Source organism: Bacteroides sp. f07, assembly GCF_042854785.1.
Classification (GTDB): domain Bacteria; phylum Bacteroidota; class Bacteroidia; order Bacteroidales; family Bacteroidaceae; genus Bacteroides.
The window spans coordinates 108931-125446 of record NZ_BAABXI010000003.1; the positions used below are offsets into that span (position 1 = coordinate 108931).

Here is a 16516-nt window from a genome sequence, read left to right on the forward strand (position 1 = left end):
ACTACCGCAAAAACACGTAGCAAATTAGTGGGATAAATCATGGGATATGCTTGAAGCAAAAAATATAAAGTTTTAAATATCAGCGTGGTAACTCTGTAAGGAGAATCCCATGCGGATCACATAAGAACAAAGCCAAACGGCGATAAAAAAGAGACAAGTCCTACAATATCAACGTATTGTAGGACTTTTTTTATTGTTTCAGTCTTGCCTAAAAGACAAAAAAGGGATCAGTCCGAAAATCGTAAGCATCCGATAAAGTACACTATAAAAAATGGCTATATCTCCTTTCCAGGTAAGCAGCCATCTATAGTTGTATCTCCATCATTCTTTATTCTTTTCCTTCCATTTGTGTGGCAACATTTGTAGCAGTTCCTCATAATTTGCCTTCTGCATATATGGCATTCTTGCTATAACGTCATTCAGATAAGTGCGCGGATTTACTTTATGCGCTTTGCACGTAGCCAGTAACGAACAGACGACACTCATGCTGACGGCCGCCTGATGGTCTCCACAGAACAAGTAGTTCTTTCTACCCAATGTGATTGGTCGGATGGCATTTTCCGCCAGATTGTTATCAATATGGATACGTCCATCCTGCAGATACCTCATCATATTCTCCCAGCGGGTATAGGCATAGGTTATCGCCTTTCCGGTCAGGCTGTTTGGGCTGTATTTTATCCCTTCTGTTTCCATCCATAGCTTCAAGGCATCCATAATAGGTCTGGCAAGTTCCTGACGTTTTCCCATCCGTTCATTTTCTGTAAGCTGCTTCTGGTCACAGTCATGTTCTATGCGATATAGAAGCTGTATTTCTTTTAAGGCATGTTCCGCCATCTGCCTGTTTTCAGCAAGTGCCTGCTTAAAATACCTGCGTATATGAGCCATGCAGTTAACAAGGCGCACATTCGGGTTGACCTTGAAAGCCGATTCGTAACCCTCAAAGCCGTCACATTGGAAATAACCCTTGAAGTCTTTAGCCAGTTGCCCTATCACCGTACCTGACCGTGAGCCTTTGTCATAATGGAAAAGCACCAGTCGTTCGACTACCGCCCTGACCATCCACAAGTATTCCTTGTTGGTCTGATGTCCTGTCTTGTCCAGTACAGGTACGGTCGTTTCATCCCCCTGTATGTAGTCGGATTTCATGATTTCCTGCCTGAGTACCTCGTAAAGTGGCTTGAGAAGTTCAACCGCAGGCTTGAACCATCCGTCTATGGTACTTTCACTAGCTTTGAAGCCTAGGTGATGCAACTGTTTCACCTGGCGGTAGAAGGGAAGATGATACTCATATTTCTGCAGGAGTATCTCCGCCAAAAGTGTAGGTCCCGCTATTCCTTTGTATATAGGCAACAGCGGCATGGCGGCTATCTCCACTCCTTTTCTGCCGACCGGTGGAAGTGAAGTGTTGTCTTTAAGGGCATACTTGGGCCGTACAATCTCCTTTATATAAAGTTGTCCGGGCTTATGTTCCACCACACGGGTCACTTCCTCACCAATCTTCCTGTACAGTTCCAGGTCAATGTCTTCCGGCTCGATGATTACCCTTTCAAGTACGGGAAGGCCTTCCATTATCCTGCGGTTATTCCGTTCCCGTTTCTTGCTCTCCACCGTTTCTTTTGTGATTGTCTGCACCGCTACTTCACGCGCTTTTTCCAGTTCAGCCGCGTTATCAGGAAGAAAGTCACCGAACAGGTCAGGCTGGTTGGAATCAAGAGACGGGAGTTTCTCTGACTTGTGACCGAAAAGCTGGCGGTTCAGCCATGCGACTTGAGCCGTCAGCTCATTGAGACGGTTCTGTAAGGATTCATTCTGCCGGGTAAGCCTGATAATGGTCTCAGCCTGGGATGCATTCACCTGCTGCAGGGACTGCAGCATTGAGTTCATCTGTGAAAGCATCTCTTCCTGGGTCATAATCCGTTTCTTTTAATTACACTATAAATGTACAAAATATATCCCGGACAGACAAGGAATACGACATCTATTTTTATACAGTATATACATTTCGTTCCGCCCTCAGACGTCTCAAACGCTGCCCGGGAGATTCCTGGATTCCTTCCACCATAATGACAAGATCGCGCCATTCCATCGGATAGCTGCGCGATTTCTCGTCATATTCGGGAACCTTGAAATGACCGGCTTCAAGGCGCTTGACATACATCACCAGACCGCCATCCTCGGCATGGAGAAGCTTCATCAATTTACGGCTGCTGCCAATGAAGATGAATACATCACCATTCCTGACACTGCAGCCCATACGCTCGTGTACCACACCGCAGAGAGAACTGATACCCTTGCGCATATCAGTCCTGCCGGGGCAGAGAAAATACCGCATCGTATCATTCAGGCAGAACATGGCAACAGGCGTATTGGTTAATCAAACGGGAAGCGGCCTCTTCCATACCGGCACCCAAATGGGCACGGACGCCATTAGGAAACAACAGGGTCATTCCGGAAACGGAAGAGGAGGAAGCAATACAGGGGGACTTCAGGCTGATGGGGGCTAAGACTGATTGGGGAGCAGATGTCTCGTGATCGGGAACACTGGAAGATTTACGTTTCCAATAATTGTACGTGGAGTAACTGACATGTTCACGTTGCAGAAATTTCAGAAGACTCAGACCGCTTAAACGATGCAGTTCCTGTAAAGAGGTAAATTGTTCTTTTGTCATAATGAAAATATGTTAGAAGTTCATGCAATATTGCACAGGCAAAGGTGCTATGAAAATATGACAGAGAAAACGGGTACTTTATCGGATGCTTACCGAAAATCTGGGGTAGTTACGGAATGTTTATAAAATGTATGAAGCAAAAAGTAATAGTCTATTTTCCCAGCACTACAAAGTTGATATGTGTCTCCCAATCGGATAGGCATTAAAACCCAGCTAAAAGAATGTATTTCAAAAACATATTACCATATATTTATTTACCTTTGCAAAAAACATAGTTACATGAAGGAGTATCCTATTAATGCAATAGATAACGAATATATAGAATGGCTAAAAGCCATCAAGCAGCAAATTCGTTCTACCAAAATACGAATGATAAAAACAGCCAATACAGAGTTGATACACTTTTATTGGCGGTTGGGACAAATGATCTCTCAAAAACTAAAAGAACAGAATTGGGGTGATAAGGTAATAAACAAGCTTTCAGTAGATTTGCGTAATGAGTTTCCTGATATGCAGGGCTTTTCCCGTCAGAACCTATACTACAGCAAGAACTTCTATGAGTTCTACGCAGAGAAAATACACTTTTCATCCAATAATGTAATTGTCCCCCAAGTTGAGGGACAATTACAAGTGACTGATAACTATAGAATTATCTTCGATATACCTTGGGGACATCAAAAGGTGATAATTAGCAAAGCCCAAAACGTAGAAGAAGCATTATTTTATGCGCACCAAACCCTATCTAACGGCTGGAGTAGAAGCGTTTTAGAGAATCAGTTGAAGCAACAATTCTATGAGCATTACGGACAAGGACAAACCAACTTCTTGCAGACCTTACCTACTCTAACAGCAGATATGGCACAGGAAGTAGTAAAAGACCCGTATTGGTTTGATTTTGTATCTGTATCTCAAAAAGCACGGGAACGAGATATAGAAAAGCAGCTTGTCACGCACATCACTCAATTTCTTCTTGAATTGGGTAAAGGCTTCGCTTTTGTAGGAGAGCAATATTGTTTGAACTTGAATAATAAAGAATATTTCTGCGATCTCTTGTTCTATCATATCCCGTTACGAGCTTATGTCGTTATAGAATTATTATGTTGTGCACAACATAACAACTCATATGTTGCATAGCCATTTATGTTGGCTTCCAACTCTAATCCTTTGTATATAAACAATCTCTTCATTTTCTACACAACATAAATTTAGCTACAAAAAAAGCTAAAAGTCTCCATTTGACCAAACTACTTGCTCTAAAAAGCATATAACTCGCCTTAATTCTTCATATTTAGGAAACAACCTAAGTATTAACCTCAAAAAGAAGAATTATGCTTGAAACACTCATTCGACGCAAATGGTACTTGCAAAAGCACCTCGACGCCCCTTTATTGAAGGAACGTGAAAACTATCTTGCTTTCATGGCTGAAAAGCGCAACTACAGCCATAATTATCTGCTCTCTTTGGCAGATTATCTACTACTGATAGTCACAAGCCTCAAGCTTGAAGATGGCTTCTCTGAACAGGTCCCTATCAGCAGCATCAAGGATGCCGCCATCACATGGTCAAAGACAAAAAAGAACCATCCGATGAAGAAAAAGGACAACGCTCCCGGCAGTGTTCGAAAATATATGGATATTGCTTTTTTATGGCTTGCCTACATAGGCAAATTAGATGGCATCTATACAAATAATGCTATTATTTTGAACCGCCTTTTTACCCGTAAACATCATAAGTTACGTTATCTCACCTATCCTTTGTTGAAAGAACGGGCTGAGTATCTTCAAATATGGGAAGACAAAGGTGGGGCTACACAAACACTACGGGATATAGCCGCATACCAACTTCATTTAATTGACTATCTGCATGTTGAGGACGGACGTATGGTCAGTATTGAGGATATCCGAGAATCCGCTGACAGTTGGATGACTGTACAGAAACCCGGAGTAAGAAATGCATCCGGGAAATACGCCAGAAGACGTTTTATATCATATACTACCAGTTGGTTATCTTATATGGGTCAGCTTATATGTGAAGATGATGCGTTTCCCTTTAAAGAACATGTGATGGAATATCTTGATTGGCTGGAACAAAACAAGGGCTATTCTTCAAGCACCACCGAAGGCAGATACAGTCAGCTCAAAACGATGATGCTGAACTTAAAAGTCGACGGATTGAAAGATATAACGTCTTCAGTTCTTGATGACTATATACGTAAGAGACATGATGAGGACGGTTGTAACAGAAGAACGATAGCCGATACCGTCACTGTCCTTCGTGGATTTTTCAGATACGCAGAAAAAAAAGGTCTGTGTAATCCCGGACTTGTGTATAGCTTAAAAGCCCCGAGAGTATATGCCCATGAAAACCTGCCTTCGTTTGTCCCTTGGGAGACAGTTCAAGATATCCTGCAATCCAAAAAGGATGCCGCCGGGACAGGTGTCAGGGATTATGCCATATTGCTTCTTTTGACTGTCTATGGCCTTCGTTGCAGTGAGGTGACAAACATGAAGTTGAAAGATATAGACTGGCGGAATGAAACGCTGTATTTAAGACGGGCCAAGAACTGCAGGCCACAAGTGCTACCTTTGCTTCCCATCGTTGGCGATGCCATTATCAGATACATCAAAGAGGCACGCTTTAATAAAAGCGGAAACGAATACCTCTTTTTATGCAGACGTGCCCCTCATGAACAGCTTTCCACTTCGACTATATACAAGCTGGTCAGGGACGAACTGAAAGGCAAAGGACTGGAGTTGCGCCATTACGGGCCGCACAGCCTGCGTCATACTTGTGCCACACGCCTTATCAACACCGGGCATTCCTTGAAAGAAATCGCAGATTTGCTGGGGCACATCGGGCTTGATACCACACGCATATATGCCAAAGTCGACATTAAGAACTTACGTAAGGTTGCTGACATGGATTGGGAGGGCTTGCTATGAAACTGAATGAAATGACAGAACTTTATATAAGTTACAGACGGGCTTTGGGAGAAAAGTTCAAGACAAACGCGCAAGCATTGCGTTCTTTTATGAAGCATATCGGTGGCGATACGAATCCGGCGGAACTGACAGTAGGACAGGTCGAACCCTATTTATATTATCCCACAGGAACGGTCACTGCCGGCTGGTTCATAAGGCACACAGCCTTAAAGGGCATGTTCCAATGGGCCATGTCACGGGGTATAATGAACAATGTACCCCTTCCCGCAGACTTGCCCAAGCGTTTGGAGCACATGACACCTTATATTTATAGCAAACCGGAACTGCAACGGTTGTTCCGCTCAGCCATGGAATATCAGAAAAACCGGAGTAAAATCCATCCTGAATGCATGAAGATGATACTGCAACTGACCTATTTTCTTGGATTGAGGCTCCACGAAACGATGTCTTTGAGAATAAGAGACCTGAACCAACCGGATTTGTATGTGCATATACGAGAATCGAAATTTTACAAGTCACGGATTGTCACATACAACCATAAGGTTGGAGAGTTGATTGATACTTTTTTGAAATGGAGAGAGAAACAAGGCATGTGCTGCGTACCCGAAAGCAAACTCTTTTTAGATAAGAAAGGCTTGGACATGCATATAGACACCGTGAGAGGTGCTTTTGAAAGAATCAGGGAACATGCCGGTATCTCCCGTTCGGATAAATCCCCCTTTCAGCCAAGATTACATGACCTGAGGCACACCTTCGCCGTCCATCGGCTTACTTCATGGTATAGGGAGAATCAGGACGTCCAACAGTTGCTCCCTGTGTTGAGCACATATCTTGGACATACACATTTATCCCATACGTCAGTCTACCTGACCATGACCGATGGACTGCTGGGAGAAGCAAACAACCGTTTTGAATCATACATAAAACAAGGAAAAGATGAATGAAGAAAATAAGTTTTATGCCGGATACTGGATACGAAGGTTTCTTTGTGAATATCTGACAAATATACGTAACCTGTCTGCCAATACGCTTAAATCGTACCGGGATGCGATCAGATTGCTGATGCCTTTTATTGCCAAGTGTGTGAAAAAAGAAGTGGACAAGATACTCCTTACTGATATTACAGATACCAGGGTTGCCAACTTCCTGGAAAGTCTTGAAAAAGACAGGTCATGTTCAATCAAGACCAGAAATATCAGACTGGCTGCTTTTTGTTCTCTTGCAAAGTATGTATCCGCCAACAGTCCGGAGCATATAGAATGGAGTCGAAATATAAGAAACATACCTGTCAAAAAGACCAGGAGGACTTTGATAACGTACCTTGAAAAAGAGGAAATGAATGCACTACTGGACGCACCAGATAAAAGTACAAGCCAAGGGTGGAGAGATTATGCCCTCTTACTTTTTTTGTATAATACGGGAGCGCGGGCAGAAGAAGCTGCTACTTTATTGATAAGGGATTTATCCCTACCCAAGAAAAAGGGCTTGGCTGTAGTGACTATAACGGGCAAGGGAAATAAAACAAGAAGATGTCCATTATGGCAACATACCCGTGAGGCACTATCTTCCATTATCAAAAACAGAACAGAGGATGACCATGTCTTTTTAAACCGAGTTGGACAACCAATAACCCGCTTTGGCATCTATGAGATGGTAACCCGTTATGCAGAAAAGATAGAAGATAAGATGCCTACAATTAAAAAGAAACGCGTCAGTCCGCATACAATCAGACATACAACCGCAACCCATCTACTCCAATCAGGTGTTGATATCAATACTATCAGAGCTTGGCTTGGGCATGTATCCATTAATACGACCAATATTTATGCTGAAGTTAATATGGAAATGAAGGCGAAAGCGTTGTCAAATTGTGAAATAGAGAAGAAGTATAAAGTGAAAAGCCATTGGAAGGACGATAAAAAACTAATGGATTTTTTGGATAGTCTGTGATATTATGCCAACTTTGCGTAGAAATTTATGTTGTGTAGAAAATGAAGAGATTGTTTATATACAAAGGATTAGAGTTGGAAGCCAACATAAATGGCTATGCAACATATGAGTTGAAGAACGGTAATTTCAAACCTGAACACTTAGGGCAGTTGAATTTCTATCAAAACCTAATCAACAATACTTTAAGGGGAGAGTATGACAATCCAACTATAGGAATGTTACTCTGTCGAGATAAAGATAGGATTGAAGTAGAATATGCATTGCAGAATATTTCATCACCGATTGGAGTGAGTGAGTTTAATGTTAAGGAACTACTTCCTGAAAACTTAAAAAGCAAACTACCAACAGTTGAGGAAGTTGAGGAGGAACTAAATAAATTAGTAGAAGAATAAAATAGACAAACTATTATGACAAAAAAGAAATTGCAAGTATTTATATCCTCAACATATACCGATTTATTAGAAGAAAGACAATCTTCTGTAGAAGCAGTATTACGTCCTGGCAATATCCCAGCAGGAATGGAATTATTTTCAGCAGGTAATAAGAGCCAATTAGATGTTATAAAAAGGTGGATTGATGAATCTGATATATATATGCTCATTTTAGGAGGTCGATATGGTTCGATTGAACCTGAATCCAATTTATCATATACAGAATTAGAGTACCAATATGCTATGAATATCAATAAGCCATTATTTGCTATTGTATTGGATGAAAGTTTAATCGTTCAGAAAATTAAGAGCTATGGCAAAACGATGCTAGAAATGGAGCATCAAGATAAGTATAAGAAATTTCGAGGGTTAGTCCTATCTAAAATATGCAGAATATGTAAAGACTCAAACGAAATAAAGCTATCCATAATGGAATCTATCATGGACATTCAAAGTCAATCTGAACTATCAGGTTGGATTAAAGGAACGGAATTGCCTGATAACTCTTCTTTGCTGAAAGAAATAGAAAACTTAAGAAAAGAACGAGATGAACTTAAAAAGAAGAATCTCTCTTTGGAAAAAAACAAAAAGACAGCAAGTAAAGATACATTAATTGGTAATTATGAATATAGTGAAATATATACACTTTTAGAAAACCAAAAAACAATATCCCTTCAAAATTAACCTCAAATGACACAGACGTTGAAATATCATTGCTTAAACAATTCATACTAAGTCAATCTAATTTAACCAAAGGAGTAAGTTCTAGCTCACTTGGAAACAATGACTGGGGAAGATTTTTGGCAACGAATTTAGTTCCAATATTATTAAATTTCTCTTTAGTGCAAAGAGAGAAAGCTAAATTATCAGGAGGTGGGGATCATTACAAAGGGCAAGACCTGTTTTTATGGTTCTTCTTCAAATTTGGTGGTACTTCTTGTTTTATTGTGAATAAAGAATCTTCGCTCTGAACTTTTTAATTTTCGCATTCAACGATTCTGCAGCAGCATTTGAAGCTCTATTAATATAGAAGTTTAATATCTCCTCACTTTTATATAATGTAGCTGCTATTGTGTTAAACGAGTCAAATCGACGGTATAATCATGCTGGACGATGATAGTCTGACTTCCTATCTGGCACCCACCAAACTAAATAGTTAGGGAAAGAATCTTTAGAATATTAGTCAGGGAAAAAGATATCATTGTTCAAGAACTCAGTCAACTGATTACCAACGACAGCCAACAAGAAATATTCCTAGCCATTTCTACTGGCGAACCTATCTCACGTGTAGCAGTACGACATAACATGACCTATCAAGAAACGATTGAATCTTACAGTTATATTCTCAAGAAATTAAGCGAAAATACAGAAAGAATTGCCACATATCGCAACAGAACAATAACAACTCTTTTTGATCACAATAATTTATCCAGAAAATATGCATCCGGACTTGGGCAGTTCTTTCATCCGAATTATGCGTTACCTCCCCCTTTTCACGACTTTTACTGCTACAATCACCAATGGCAGTGAGTACCAGAATCTGGGATATTAAGTAAACATTTCAAGATGTACAAGTGCCATGAGAGTAATCCCAGCACCTGTACATTATCATATTTCAGGTTTCGCCCTCGCCCTTGATTGAGCGCCAAACAGAGAAAGAGCCCCTCTACCTCATCTTCCAACCACCGAAAAGTGTTTTCTTAAAGCAAGCCTTATTCCTTTTCGCCTCGTCCGAATCATATTCTATAGCACGATCGAAGTACTCTATCGCTTGAGGTATATCCTGCTTTGTCCCTCGTCCGAATCCATAAGCAACACCGAGAGCGTTCAATACCATGGCATCAAGAGGCTCCCACACCTCACCAAGCATATCATTCTCTTCTATCTCGGAAAGGAATTCGAAAGCGGCATCATCATCCTGAAAAGTACCAAGACCATTTTGATAACAGACGGCAAGCTCAGCTGCCGGTTGCCAGGAATCCTCAGCATCCATATTTTGATACGCTTTATTCAACCATACCACCGCCTTAGCATAATCCTGCGCAATATTGCCACGCCCTTCAAAATAAAAGTTTCCTATCTGGAACTGTGCTTTTGCGTTGCCTGCCTCCGCTGCTATCATATAATTCTCAAAGGCCTTATCCAAATCTTCATCAACGCCATAACCGGTTCCGTAACACACAGCCACATTATAGGCGGACTGGACATCCCCGCGCTCCACTGCCATCGAATAATAATGGAAGGCTCCTTCCGCATCATCATACTCATCTTCCAACAACTTGCCATAGTCATTGCAAGTAAGCGGATCACCTGTATCAGCAAGCTGTTTCAGATAGTTTTCGTATACCTCTTCATCAATATCCGCCAGTCCGGACTCATAAATCGTACGATAATTGCCGAATGCAGCAGGCAGACCATTATCGAACGAGTTTTCATAGTATTGTGTCGCTATGGGATAAGCAAAAGCGTAATACTCATCTTCAGAATTGTACTTACGTCTTTCTTCGTCACCACGAATAACGAGATAATCGCCATAGAACAGGACGTTTCCCACCATATACTGACTAAAGGCATCTCCTTCCTGCGCTCGCTGTATCACCGCCGTAAAAGCTTCCTCAAGCGAAGCGAAAGGCATCGTTTTCTGAACTGCGGGAGACAAGTTGCCGGTACGTAAGGCACACAGTACCCCATCGGCACTACCCAGACGCACGCTCTCCTTTATCAACTGGGATGCCAGTTCCTCATCTACGGGAAATTCCGCCCCGCACCAGACAAATTCTTCCCCCAAATGGCACCGTCCAAGATAACAGCAAGCATCTGCATCTCCCTTTTCCGCTGCCTGACGCAGAAGTTCATACCCTTCCCACATTTGTTCTTTGTCGTAGCTTTTCCATATTTTGTCAATGGCAACAGCTACTGTTTCACTGTGTTTCATTGTTACAAGTTATTATATATCCGTTTTCTTTCAAAAAGTCTTTTATTCATCGTCGGCAACTTCATCCGTTATGTCCGTCCATTCATCCGTCATCCGGGGAAATTCACGTTTATGATAATAATTGTAAAGCCAATATCTGACACGCCCGATATAAGGAGCATGAGTCATGAATACCACCCAATCCCCTTCTTCATTATTCCCTCCTGTCTCAACGATATAATCGTCTTTCGTCCCTCTCACTTCCAGATAACCGTTCTGACAGCCAGGAGTCTTCAACAACATCGAAGCGCATTTACCGGCTTCGAGATTCTCGAGAGCTGCTAAAACATCTTCATAAGTGATATATTTGTATTCTTCGTTGTCCACGTACAGATAATACGGCTCATCGTCAGGGGGCACCGGAGTGTAATGCCCTTTCTCCCAATCACTGATTTCCGGAATTTCAAGCCGTTCGAAGTAATTATAGAACATCCGGACAATATCATCCGTTCTATATCCACCACTGACATACCTCGTCACCCCGTCAGCCATGGCGAAATATACGGCAACCTGCGGATTGCCATCCGGCACAGCCATACACGATATCCCCGAACAGTTGCCGTAAGGAGTTATTACAGTACGACAGTTACTAAGCCATATGTCCCCGTATTCATCAAGATTATCGATCGCCCGCCGAATTTCTTCTTTGGAGACTCGTGACGTCTGTTCACGACCTTCCGAATAGTTCAACACAAACTGCATGGATGGTTCTGACAGTTCAATCCTTTCTATCTTTTGCTTTTTCCCCGAAAAAATTTGTTTAAAGAATGAAAAGCCCATTTTATGCACTCTTAATAGTTTTGCTAATGCAAAAGTAAAGAGATATTTTCAAAATAAGAGCAATTCTTTTCCAAATCGTTCTTTTGCTCACCAATATTTTTCAATCCTTTCATAGCCGAAGATTTTGCTGCGCTCATCCTCCATGCCCTGTATTTGCCTACATATAATCTGTGCACCAATCATACTGAAAGTTATGCCGTTTCCGCCATATCCCAAATCAAAGAACATCCGCTCCTTACCAGGCCACGTACCGATAAAAGGCAAACCATCTTTTGTGGTACTGAATGTGCCGCACCATGCCATCTCAGTTTTGAAAGGAATATCCGGAAACAATTTCTTGAATTTCTTTTCCAATATACGAGTTTTCTTTCTAAGCAAGGCATCACAAAAATTACCAAACAAAATTCGGACCAATTATCTAAATAACACTTAAATCTTCACGCTAAGTTCCATCCCCCACCCTAAATATCCTTATATTGCGACAAATCATAAATACAATCAGCATGAAACTTTGGAAATACAGTGGACGATTTTTAACAGTAACGGGAATTATTCATACGATTTATGCACTATTTATCGGGAAAGATGCATTTTCGGAAATGTTCGGAAAGGGATTGGTAAACTCTGTCGGGGAAAATTACAACCTGGGATTTGCTTTTTGGTTCTTTATCTGCGGAATCATACTTATCCTTTGGGGAGAAACACTTCAATATTACATCAGCAAAGAACAGAAACCGGCACCTGCATTTTTAGGTTACGCTATTCTGTTGTTCACCATAATCGGCTGCATTATTGAGCCAGTTTCCGGCTTTTGGCTCTTCTTGCCGCAAGCAATAATCATTATTTGTTCAAAGCGAAATTGAACGTGAAACAATATATAAGTCGTCCGATAAGGATACAAAAAAACAGGAGGAATAACTTACCATGCCAATAGAAATAAAATATTTTGAAGACAGGAAAGACTGGCGCAAGTGGCTGTCCGACAACTTCGAGACTGCCAATGAGATTTGGTTTGTGTTTCCCAGCAAAGCTTCGGGAAAAAAAAGCATAACGTACAATGACGCTGTTGAAGAAGCCCTTTGTTTCGAGTGGATTGACAGTACAATCAAGTCACTTGACAAAGAACATAAAATTCAGCATTTCACGCCTCGAAACCCTAAAAGCACTTATTCGCAAGCCAATAAAGAAAGACTTAAATGGCTGTTGGAAAATAAAATGATACACCCTAAGTTTGAGGATAAAATACAAGATGTTTTGTCTGCTCCTTTCATTTTTCCCAATGATATAGTCGACAGGCTGAAAGAAGATAAAATAACCTGGAAGAACTACCAACATTTTTCCGACGCATATAAACGTATCCGAATCGCATACATTGAAGCGGCAAGGAAACGACCGGAAGAATTTGAAAAACGGTTAAACAACTTTATCAACAAGACGAAAGAAAATAAGATAATAAAAGGATTCGGCGGAATCGAAAAGTACTATTAATCCTAATCTATTCACAAATAGAATGTTCCTTTTGCATTATTCATCCTTCCCCAGAAGCATCATTACGTCTTCCGCGTACTTTTTCCCGACCGGCAGGCTCTTGCCGGTTTTTGCCAACATCACTTCCGAACGTGTGAACCTCGTGATACGGTTTCGCGGCACCACAAACGAACGATGTATGCGGATGAACTCTCCCTGTGGCAGTTGTTCTTCGATGCTTCGTAAGGGAATTTTAGAAAGTACCGATGAACCGTCGGTAAGATGTACTTTGACATAATTGTCTATCGACTCGATATATAGAATAGTATCAACAGACAGCGCTACATTCTTATACTCCGACTTCAACAATAGTTGCCTTGCAGCAGACTCAGATATATTGAGTAAATCATGCATCCGAAGCCATTGCTCCGCCTTCTGCATGGCGCGTTCAAAACGCTCGTAAAAGTAGGGTTTGTACAAGAAATCGACGGCATTCACCTCAAAACCGTCCAATGCATAATGCGCATAGGCGGTGGTGAATATGAGACAGCAGGACGGCGGTAACTGCCGTGCCAGCTCAATACCCGACGTGCCGTTCATCTCAATATCGAGGAACACGATATCGGGCTGGCACTCACGCACACGCTGCATACCAAGGCGTGGCGAACTAAATGTTTCCAACACCACCCCTCCATGCCTCTCACAATATTGGCTGATAATACTCAGCGCAATGGGCTCATCATCTATAGCAATACATTTCAGCATTCATTCGGAGATTTAAGTTCAAGCCGGACATGAAAAGTGTTATCCCCATTGCGTCCGAAGTCCAACCGGTGACGATCCGGATACAGTAACGACAGGCGACGACAGCAATTCTCAATTCCCATCCGCTTTGAGTTTCCGATATTACGATCGAAAACAGAGTTCTTCACCTCAAAACAGATTGTATCGTCTTGTTGGTTCAAGCAAATATGAATGAAACAAGATTCATTGGAAGAAATACCATACTTGAAAGCATTCTCTACAAAAGTAATCAGCATCATGGGTGGTACCGGCATTGCTTCGTTTTCCACCTCGTACGTAAAACGAACATCGGCAAACTCATTCAAGCGTAGTTTCTGAAGTTCTATATACTGTCCTATATATTCCACCTCTTCCGCAAGGGATATAAACTCATGATTGGCATTGTTATACATATACTTCGTCAGATTAATGAAGCGTTCGAGCGTTGCTTCGGTTTTATCCGAATGCGTAATAAGCAATCCGTAAATCGTATTGAGCGTATTGAACAGAAAATGCGGATTGATTTGCGCCTTATAAAGCGCCAGTTCGGCCTTATTGCGTTCATACTCCACTTCCTCACGCGCCAGCCGCTGGCGATAAGCTTCTGTCAGCATCCCTACGGCAAAGCAGAACGTCACTACAACTATATAATGAAGCCATACAGCCTGCTGATTCTGACGTACCCCCCAGATGGGATAGGAAACAGACTCTAATTGCTGTTGCCGAAGATGGTAGAATGGCGAACTGATTTCGTAGGATGACAACAAGAATGTGATTAACAGAGAGAAAGCCATAGCCGCAAGGGCATAAAAACGCTGTTTGCGACCATGGAACAAATTCGGTACAATAAAATACTTGTAAACGAAATAAGTGACATACAGCCAACCGATAAAGACGCTAAAGAAGAGGGGATACGTTCCCCACCACCGTTCCACCGGAAAGATGAATATCATCAGCGGCAGAAAGATGAAACAGAAAGCAAGGTCGATATAAAGAGAGACGTTCTTCATCGCAAATTTTATTTATGCTGCTCGAACAACCAGTCCTGCACCCCCTCAATGCCGTAAGACACAAACCAAGTAGCCCGGTGGTTTCCGCCCGTAAGATGCGTAAACAGCAAATGGTTACCTTCTGCGCGCATCTTGTTTGCTTCTTCGGAGAGCTGTGCATTGGAAAGCGTCATGTCCCACGTAGCTTCCGAAACGCTGCTCCCCTGACTGCGCCACAGTTCCACTGCCTCACCTTGCAACGTATTCGACGAGCGGTCGCCCTCGCAGGAGATAATCCAGATATTCTGCTTGTCGAGCGACCCCATCAACGCAGGATTCCACTTGCCTGCCACAAGCAGCGCACCGGCAAAGAGGTCGGGTTCTTTCAGCATCATCACAATGGAAGACATACAGCCCATCGACTGTCCGGTGGTATAGATGCGGTTCGGGTCGATGGAATAGCGTGTCTGCAAGTCTTTCAGAAGTTCAATAGTCGCGTCGAGGTGATGGCTGTAATTCCAGTTGTCATCCACCGTAATGAAAGGATATTCGGGAGCCACGACGATGCACTTGTGACGCGCCTGTGCTTCCGGTTCCGCCCATGAAGTAGCGCCGTTCCCCTGATAAAGCGTATGTGTGACAGGACCGCTTGCCACGCCTGCATCATGGATGAACAGCACCAACGGATACTTCTCCTCAGGATTATAATCTTCCGGCAGATATATATTATAAGGCAGCACCTGACCGGTATAGGGACTGACGAACTCGTCCTGTTTGAAATCATCCGCCACAAGGCATTTCTCAATAGTGCTTGCTATCGGCGTCTCGCTTGCCTTGTAAGTTTTCCCTTTTGCGGTCTTGATGTCGGCTGTCTGAACCACCACGGCATTGCCCGGATATTCATCATCGCCACCCGTACTCCAGCCCGCCCGCAATCCGGGGCCGCCTTGCATACGGTCACGTTCCTGTTTCTTCTCCATATCGGCAGGCGTGGGTTGTTTGGGTTGTGCGTCCAAGTCCACTTCCGCCTTCACTTCGATGATGACATACGGACCGTTCACGCCCTTTTCAGCCCGTTCGGGAGCAGTGTTGGCATAAACACGCATCACGTCCTTGCCTTCTACCCGATAACTGTTTATGTCGAGACTCTTGTTACTGATAGGTGTATCATATTCCAACACAACGGTCGCCACCTTGCGTCCGTCACCCAACACACGGCTTATTGCCGTCACAGACTGTATGTGTTCGGGAAGCACGGAGTTGTCTTGGGCTTGTGCCAAGCCGAGGAGCCCAGCCAAAACGAATGTAATGATTGCTCTTTTCTTCATAATCGTAACATTTTCATCTTTATTGATTTTACCTTATTAACAGCTTGTTGCAAAAATAGTTCTTTTTCTTGTGAAAGAAGAATTTCGAGAAAGACGTTTACCACCGAAAAAGCAACGTTTACCCCCACTTCCCCATTTACAGATATAACAGTTCGTCGTATTTCCCTACTTTTGCTTCCGACGTATTGAAATATAAGAATATA

General features: G+C 42.4%; 15 protein-coding genes and 3 pseudogenes. 8 read left to right on the top strand and 10 right to left on the bottom strand.

The genetic code is table 11. The annotated features are described in order from the left end of the window. Nucleotides 1–321: 321 nt before the first annotated feature. From tnpC to tnpA, 3 genes are all read right to left on the bottom strand, one after another. Nucleotides 322–1911 carry an IS66 family transposase gene (gene tnpC / locus ACGHVY_RS20340; RefSeq protein WP_390601160.1) on the bottom strand — a complete coding sequence of 530 codons (1590 nt, stop codon included), beginning with the start codon at nt 1909–1911 and terminating at the stop codon, nt 322–324. Nucleotides 1912–1984: 73 nt separating this feature from the next. Then, on the bottom strand, nt 1985–2353 hold the full coding sequence (tnpB, locus tag ACGHVY_RS20345) for an IS66 family insertion sequence element accessory protein TnpB (protein WP_390601163.1): 369 nt from the start codon (nt 2351–2353) through the stop codon (nt 1985–1987). Then, nucleotides 2337–2669 (bottom strand): IS66 family insertion sequence element accessory protein TnpA, encoded by a 333-nt coding sequence (tnpA, locus tag ACGHVY_RS20350; RefSeq protein ID WP_195473341.1) that lies wholly within the window; start codon nt 2667–2669, stop codon nt 2337–2339. The genes tnpB and tnpA overlap by 17 nt, the downstream gene beginning before the upstream one ends. A 279-nt stretch (nt 2670–2948) precedes the next feature. Between tnpA and ACGHVY_RS20355 the strand changes: the two are divergent. From ACGHVY_RS20355 to ACGHVY_RS20380, 6 genes and pseudogenes are all read left to right on the top strand, one after another. Further along, nucleotides 2949–3764: pseudogene (locus tag ACGHVY_RS20355) on the top strand (PDDEXK nuclease domain-containing protein); the annotation flags it as partial. A 233-nt stretch (nt 3765–3997) separates the two neighbouring features. Next, nucleotides 3998–5611: a tyrosine-type recombinase/integrase gene (locus tag ACGHVY_RS20360; protein WP_390599544.1), complete on the top strand. Its 1614-nt coding sequence runs from the start codon at nt 3998–4000 to the stop codon at nt 5609–5611. Further along, the gene (locus ACGHVY_RS20365; protein ID WP_390599543.1) at nt 5608–6555 is read left to right on the top strand and encodes a tyrosine-type recombinase/integrase; all 948 of its coding nucleotides are present in this window, start codon (nt 5608–5610) and stop codon (nt 6553–6555) included. Before ACGHVY_RS20360 ends, ACGHVY_RS20365 begins: the two co-directional genes overlap by 4 nt. Continuing rightward, the gene (locus tag ACGHVY_RS20370; RefSeq protein ID WP_390599542.1) at nt 6548–7561 is read left to right on the top strand and encodes a tyrosine-type recombinase/integrase; all 1014 of its coding nucleotides are present in this window, start codon (nt 6548–6550) and stop codon (nt 7559–7561) included. Before ACGHVY_RS20365 ends, ACGHVY_RS20370 begins: the two co-directional genes overlap by 8 nt. Nucleotides 7562–7635: 74 nt before the next feature. Then, nucleotides 7636–7953: a PDDEXK nuclease domain-containing protein gene (locus ACGHVY_RS20375; RefSeq protein ID WP_390602058.1), complete on the top strand. Its 318-nt coding sequence runs from the start codon at nt 7636–7638 to the stop codon at nt 7951–7953. A gap of 15 nt (nt 7954–7968) precedes the next feature. After that, nucleotides 7969–8676 carry a DUF4062 domain-containing protein gene (locus ACGHVY_RS20380; protein ID WP_390601165.1) on the top strand — a complete coding sequence of 236 codons (708 nt, stop codon included), beginning with the start codon at nt 7969–7971 and terminating at the stop codon, nt 8674–8676. A gap of 258 nt (nt 8677–8934) precedes the next feature. Here ACGHVY_RS20380 and ACGHVY_RS20385 read toward each other — a convergent pair. The 4 genes and pseudogenes from ACGHVY_RS20385 to ACGHVY_RS20400 all read right to left on the bottom strand — a co-directional run. Then, a pseudogene (locus ACGHVY_RS20385) lies at nt 8935–9081 on the bottom strand (transposase); the annotation flags it as partial. Between the two features lie 577 nt (nt 9082–9658). Then, nucleotides 9659–10927, bottom strand: a complete 1269-nt coding sequence (locus ACGHVY_RS20390) for a tetratricopeptide repeat protein (RefSeq protein WP_390601166.1) — start codon at nt 10925–10927, stop codon at nt 9659–9661. 42 nt (nt 10928–10969) lie between these two features. Further along, nucleotides 10970–11746: a hypothetical protein gene (locus ACGHVY_RS20395; RefSeq protein ID WP_390601167.1), complete on the bottom strand. Its 777-nt coding sequence runs from the start codon at nt 11744–11746 to the stop codon at nt 10970–10972. Nucleotides 11747–11833: 87 nt separating this feature from the next. After that, nucleotides 11834–12130: pseudogene (locus ACGHVY_RS20400) on the bottom strand (FAD-dependent oxidoreductase); the annotation flags it as partial. Nucleotides 12131–12249: 119 nt separating this feature from the next. On the opposite strand from ACGHVY_RS20400, the gene ACGHVY_RS20405 reads away from it, so the two are divergent. Together ACGHVY_RS20405 and ACGHVY_RS20410 are read left to right on the top strand one after the other, a co-directional pair. Beyond that, nucleotides 12250–12609, top strand: a complete 360-nt coding sequence (locus ACGHVY_RS20405; protein WP_390601170.1) for a DUF6463 family protein — start codon at nt 12250–12252, stop codon at nt 12607–12609. 61 nt (nt 12610–12670) lie between these two features. Further along, nucleotides 12671–13234 (top strand): YdeI family protein, encoded by a 564-nt coding sequence (locus ACGHVY_RS20410; protein WP_390601173.1) that lies wholly within the window; start codon nt 12671–12673, stop codon nt 13232–13234. A 36-nt stretch (nt 13235–13270) separates the two neighbouring features. Here ACGHVY_RS20410 and ACGHVY_RS20415 read toward each other — a convergent pair whose 3' ends face one another. Genes ACGHVY_RS20415 through ACGHVY_RS20425 form a run of 3 tightly spaced genes read right to left on the bottom strand, consistent with a single transcriptional unit; the run spans nt 13271 to nt 16313 of the window. Beyond that, complete coding sequence (locus ACGHVY_RS20415; protein ID WP_390601175.1) at nt 13271–13978, bottom strand: LytR/AlgR family response regulator transcription factor; 708 nt, start codon at nt 13976–13978, stop codon at nt 13271–13273. Continuing rightward, nucleotides 13972–15006 carry a sensor histidine kinase gene (locus tag ACGHVY_RS20420; protein ID WP_390601177.1) on the bottom strand — a complete coding sequence of 345 codons (1035 nt, stop codon included), beginning with the start codon at nt 15004–15006 and terminating at the stop codon, nt 13972–13974. Before ACGHVY_RS20420 ends, ACGHVY_RS20415 begins: the two co-directional genes overlap by 7 nt. 8 nt (nt 15007–15014) lie before the next feature. Next, nucleotides 15015–16313: an alpha/beta hydrolase-fold protein gene (locus ACGHVY_RS20425; RefSeq protein ID WP_390601178.1), complete on the bottom strand. Its 1299-nt coding sequence runs from the start codon at nt 16311–16313 to the stop codon at nt 15015–15017. Nucleotides 16314–16516: the final 203 nt, after the last annotated feature.

What these genes read in the sequence shown, in the direction of transcription:
- tnpC (WP_390601160.1), bottom strand. Translation starts at nt 1,911, where the DNA reads ATGACCCAGGAAGAGATGCTTTCACAGATGAACTCAATGCTGCAGTCC.
- tnpB (WP_390601163.1), bottom strand. Translation starts at nt 2,353, where the DNA reads ATGTTCTGCCTGAATGATACGATGCGGTATTTTCTCTGCCCCGGCAGG.
- tnpA (WP_195473341.1), bottom strand. Translation starts at nt 2,669, where the DNA reads ATGACAAAAGAACAATTTACCTCTTTACAGGAACTGCATCGTTTAAGC.
- ACGHVY_RS20360 (WP_390599544.1), top strand. Translation starts at nt 3,998, where the DNA reads ATGCTTGAAACACTCATTCGACGCAAATGGTACTTGCAAAAGCACCTC.
- ACGHVY_RS20365 (WP_390599543.1), top strand. Translation starts at nt 5,608, where the DNA reads ATGAAACTGAATGAAATGACAGAACTTTATATAAGTTACAGACGGGCT.
- ACGHVY_RS20370 (WP_390599542.1), top strand. Translation starts at nt 6,548, where the DNA reads ATGAATGAAGAAAATAAGTTTTATGCCGGATACTGGATACGAAGGTTT.
- ACGHVY_RS20380 (WP_390601165.1), top strand. Translation starts at nt 7,969, where the DNA reads ATGACAAAAAAGAAATTGCAAGTATTTATATCCTCAACATATACCGAT.
- ACGHVY_RS20390 (WP_390601166.1), bottom strand. Translation starts at nt 10,927, where the DNA reads ATGAAACACAGTGAAACAGTAGCTGTTGCCATTGACAAAATATGGAAA.
- ACGHVY_RS20395 (WP_390601167.1), bottom strand. Translation starts at nt 11,746, where the DNA reads ATGGGCTTTTCATTCTTTAAACAAATTTTTTCGGGGAAAAAGCAAAAG.
- ACGHVY_RS20405 (WP_390601170.1), top strand. Translation starts at nt 12,250, where the DNA reads ATGAAACTTTGGAAATACAGTGGACGATTTTTAACAGTAACGGGAATT.
- ACGHVY_RS20410 (WP_390601173.1), top strand. Translation starts at nt 12,671, where the DNA reads ATGCCAATAGAAATAAAATATTTTGAAGACAGGAAAGACTGGCGCAAG.
- ACGHVY_RS20415 (WP_390601175.1), bottom strand. Translation starts at nt 13,978, where the DNA reads ATGCTGAAATGTATTGCTATAGATGATGAGCCCATTGCGCTGAGTATT.
- ACGHVY_RS20420 (WP_390601177.1), bottom strand. Translation starts at nt 15,006, where the DNA reads ATGAAGAACGTCTCTCTTTATATCGACCTTGCTTTCTGTTTCATCTTT.
- ACGHVY_RS20425 (WP_390601178.1), bottom strand. Translation starts at nt 16,313, where the DNA reads ATGAAGAAAAGAGCAATCATTACATTCGTTTTGGCTGGGCTCCTCGGC.